Here is a 3,663-nt window from a genome sequence, read left to right as displayed (position 1 = left end):
TAAGGAGCACATAACGAGGGGCTAGGCCGCTTGCGCTGGACAATTCTCGAAGCCAAAATTTATACTTTTTTTATATTTAAGAAGGGAATGTTCGATTTGAACACTCCCTTTTTTTTTATATCTTATTTCATAAACTGGCCGATTCCAATTAGGAGGGTGGATGCGAGCATAGCACCTAGCATTAAAAATACAATGATTTTTCTGCCTCTCTTACTGGACATGATCAGGATACCTCCTATTATTCCTAGGTTAGCTTTTATTTTACTCGGAAAAGCCGAGCTATACAACTGTACAAATTAGGAAGGATTTATGAATTTTTTCGCGAATACAATATTTGTCGAAATTATTTTACGATCAGATTAGAGGGGTTTGAATGATTAAAAAAGTCGATCATATTGGAATTGCCGTGAAATCGCTTGAGGCAGCACTCCCCTTTTATACTGATGTGCTGGGCCTTCCTCTAGTAAGAATTGAAGAAGTTGAGAGCCAAAAGGTAAGAGTTGCTTTTATCGAGGCGGGACAAACAAAGTTGGAGCTGCTTGAGCCTGTTTCAAATGAAAGCGCTGTAGCGAAATTTATTGAAAAACGCGGTGAAGGCATTCATCATGTGGCACTTGGTGTGGAATCGATTGAAGCGAGAATCAGTGAAATGCAAGAAAGAGGGATTCGCATGATTGATGAAACCCCACGGCCTGGGGCAGGAGGGGCGCAGATTGCTTTCATGCATCCCAAATCTGCATTAGGGGTATTATTCGAACTATGTGAAAAAAAGGAGTAAACCAAAATGGACATCTATGAAAAAATTAATGAATTATATGACAGGCGAAGAGAAGTAGAACTCGGCGGCGGTGACGAGCGTATTGAAAAACAGCATGAAAAAGGGAAATTGACCGCAAGAGAGAGAATTGATCTTTTAGTAGACAAAGGTACATTTGTTGAACTGAACACGTTTATCGAACATCGTACCCATGATTTCGGGATGGATGAACAAAAAGGTCCTGGAGATGGGGTCGTAACTGGATATGCAAAAGTAAACGGCCGGCCGATTTATTTATTTTCACAGGACTTTACCGTATTTGGCGGAGCCCTGGGCGAAATGCATGCCAAAAAGATTGCCAATGTGATGGATTTAGCTGCCAAGAATGGAACACCTTTTGTCGGGCTTAATGACTCAGGAGGGGCTCGGATTCAGGAAGGTGTCGTGTCTTTAGATGGATATGGACATATATTTTACCGAAATTCAATTTATTCAGGCGTCATCCCGCAAATATCTGTGATTATGGGGCCATGTGCGGGGGGTGCTGTTTATTCACCGGCGATCACTGATTTCGTGTTTATGGTGGAGAAGACGAGTCAGATGTTTATTACCGGACCAAAGGTCATCGAAACTGTTACAGGGGAGAAAATCAGTGCTGAAGACCTTGGCGGAGCGAATGTACATAACACCATCAGCGGGAATGCCCATTTCAGGGCAGCAACCGAAGAAGAAGCATTGCTTGAAGTCCGCCGCCTGCTTAGCTATTTGCCGCAAAATAACCAAGAAAAACCGCCACTTGCTAATTCCTTGGATGAGGACGATTATCGCCCGGATCTCACCGATTTGATTCCATTTGATGCAGTGCGTCCTTATGATGTCCGCATTGTCATTGAGCAAGTCGTTGACCGGGATTCTTTTATGGAAATTCATAAAGATTTTGCCAAAAATATTGTCGTCGGCTTTGCCAGAGTCAAAGGTGAGACGGTGGGGCTTGTCTGCAATCAGCCGAAGATTATGGCTGGCGGCCTTGATATTGATTCATCTGATAAAGCAGCTAGGTTTATCCGGACATGTGATTCATTTAATATTCCGATTATTACCTTTGAAGATGTTACCGGTTTCTTTCCGGGCGTTAAACAGGAGCATGGCGGTATCATTCGCCACGGTGCGAAAATACTATTTGCCTATTCAGAAGCCACCGTGCCAAAACTAACGATTATTTTAAGAAAAGCATATGGCGGTGCCTATGTGGCTTTAAACAGCAAGTCGATCGGAGCTGATCTTGTCTATGCCTGGCCGAATGCAGAAATTGCCGTAATGGGACCGCAAGGAGCAGCCAATATTATTTTTGCTAAGGAAATCATCAATAGTGAAAATCCAGAATTAACAAGGCAACAAAAGATTGAAGAGTACCGTGCTAAATTTGCAAATCCATATGTTGCTGCAGCACGAGGCATGGTGGATGATGTAATCGACCCGCGTGAAACTAGGATCAAAATTATTCAGGCTTTAGAAATGCTTCGCAATAAAAAAGAATCAAGGCCTTACAAAAAGCACGGGAATATTCCGCTTTAAAAAGTGGATTCTTTTGTCTAGGCTGTGTTCGGCACACAGCCTTTCATTTGCTGATGAGTTTGGATAAAGGTATACTGAAATAGTTGGTAAAGTACATATATTTTGGAGGTTCATGCGATGATCAATCAGGAACGTCTTTTAAATGAATTTTTAGAACTTGTTCAAATTGATTCCGAAACAAAACATGAAACAGAGATTGCCAAAGTGCTGAAGAAAAAGTTCTCTGATCTCGGTCTTGAAGTGTTTGAAGATGATACGACATCTGTGACAGGGCATGGAGCGGGAAATTTAATTTGCACTCTTCCAGCAACAAAGGAAGGTGTAGATCCAATTTATTTTACATCCCACATGGATACCGTTGTCCCGGCAAAAGGTGTAAAGCCATCAATTAAAGACGGCTATGTTGTAACCGATGGTACGACCATCCTGGGTGCGGATGATAAAGCTGGGATATCTGTCTTGCTAGAAACGATCCGTGTCCTAAAAGAGCAAAACATTCCGCATGGATCGATTCAATTTGTCATTACAGTAGGAGAAGAGTCTGGACTTATGGGGGCAAAAGCACTTGATCCCTCTTTACTGAAAGCAAAATACGGCTATGCACTTGATAGTGATGGTTTAGTCGGCAATATTGTGGTGGCAGCACCAACACAGGCAAAGATTAAAACAGTGATTTACGGAAAAACTGCTCATGCCGGTGTTGCACCGGAAAAAGGGATCTCTGCGATCACAATAGCTGCAAAAGCTATTTCCAAAATGCCGCTTGGAAGAATCGACAAGGAGACAACCGCAAATATCGGCCGCTTTGAAGGCGGACAGGCAACGAATATCGTATGTGACCGCGTCGATATTTTAGCAGAAGCTCGGTCATTAATCCCAGAAAAAATGCAAGCACAAGTCAGCAAAATGAAAGAAGCTTTTGAATCTGTTGCAGCCGAAATGGGAGGCAAAGCAGAGGTTGAAGTCGAAGTTATGTATCCTGGCTTTAAATTTGGCGAAGGGGACAAAGTCGTAGAAATCGCCCGCAAAGCTGCAGCGAAAATTGGCCGCAGCTGCGAACTCCAGCACAGTGGCGGCGGCAGTGATGCTAATGTCATCGCCGGATTCGGTATCCCAACCGTAAACCTGGCTGTCGGCTACGAAGAAATCCACACAACCAATGAGCGCATGCCAATTGAAGAATTATACAAACTAGCCGAAATGACACTTGCTATCATTGATGAAGTTGCAAATCAATAACAATGGGAAAGGGAGCCTTTTTGGCTCCTTTGTTTTTATCAGTTTTAGTTTTATAGATTCAAATAAGGAAGGAACTGTAGACAGTTCCTTCT

The 3,663-nt window shown here is 42.8% G+C and carries 4 protein-coding genes; 3 read left to right on the top strand and 1 reads right to left on the bottom strand.

Going from position 1 to position 3,663, the window contains the following annotated elements:
- Nucleotides 1–122: 122 nt before the first annotated feature.
- On the bottom strand, nt 123–221 hold the full coding sequence (gene prli42 / locus BFU02S_RS16895) for a stressosome-associated protein Prli42 (RefSeq protein ID WP_157075961.1): 99 nt from the start codon (nt 219–221) through the stop codon (nt 123–125).
- A gap of 152 nt (nt 222–373) precedes the next feature.
- Here prli42 and mce point away from each other — a divergent pair, with 152 nt between their 5' ends.
- The 3 genes from mce (at nt 374) to BFU02S_RS15130 (ending at nt 3,571) form a co-directional block, all read left to right on the top strand.
- Nucleotides 374–778, top strand: coding sequence for a methylmalonyl-CoA epimerase (gene mce / locus BFU02S_RS15140; RefSeq protein ID WP_066372437.1), 405 nt, complete (start codon nt 374–376; stop codon nt 776–778).
- Between the two features lie 6 nt (nt 779–784).
- Nucleotides 785–2,332 (top strand): acyl-CoA carboxylase subunit beta, encoded by a 1,548-nt coding sequence (locus BFU02S_RS15135; RefSeq protein WP_066372435.1) that lies wholly within the window; start codon nt 785–787, stop codon nt 2,330–2,332.
- 117 nt (nt 2,333–2,449) lie between these two features.
- The gene (locus tag BFU02S_RS15130) at nt 2,450–3,571 is read left to right on the top strand and encodes a tripeptidase T (protein ID WP_066372432.1); all 1,122 of its coding nucleotides are present in this window, start codon (nt 2,450–2,452) and stop codon (nt 3,569–3,571) included.
- Nucleotides 3,572–3,663 lie beyond the last annotated feature (92 nt).

This window comes from Neobacillus fumarioli NBRC 102428 (assembly GCF_001591485.1).
Classification (GTDB): Bacteria; Bacillota; Bacilli; order Bacillales; family Cytobacillaceae; genus Neobacillus; species Neobacillus fumarioli.
The sequence above is the reverse complement of the archived record's forward strand: the minus strand, read 5'-3'. Positions and strand labels throughout refer to the sequence as shown.

Coding starts and splice junctions, on each gene's coding strand:
- prli42 (WP_157075961.1), bottom strand. CDS start 221: ATGTCCAGTAAGAGAGGCAGAAAAATCATTGTATTTTTAATGCTAGGT.
- mce (WP_066372437.1), top strand. CDS start 374: ATGATTAAAAAAGTCGATCATATTGGAATTGCCGTGAAATCGCTTGAG.
- BFU02S_RS15135 (WP_066372435.1), top strand. CDS start 785: ATGGACATCTATGAAAAAATTAATGAATTATATGACAGGCGAAGAGAA.
- BFU02S_RS15130 (WP_066372432.1), top strand. CDS start 2,450: ATGATCAATCAGGAACGTCTTTTAAATGAATTTTTAGAACTTGTTCAA.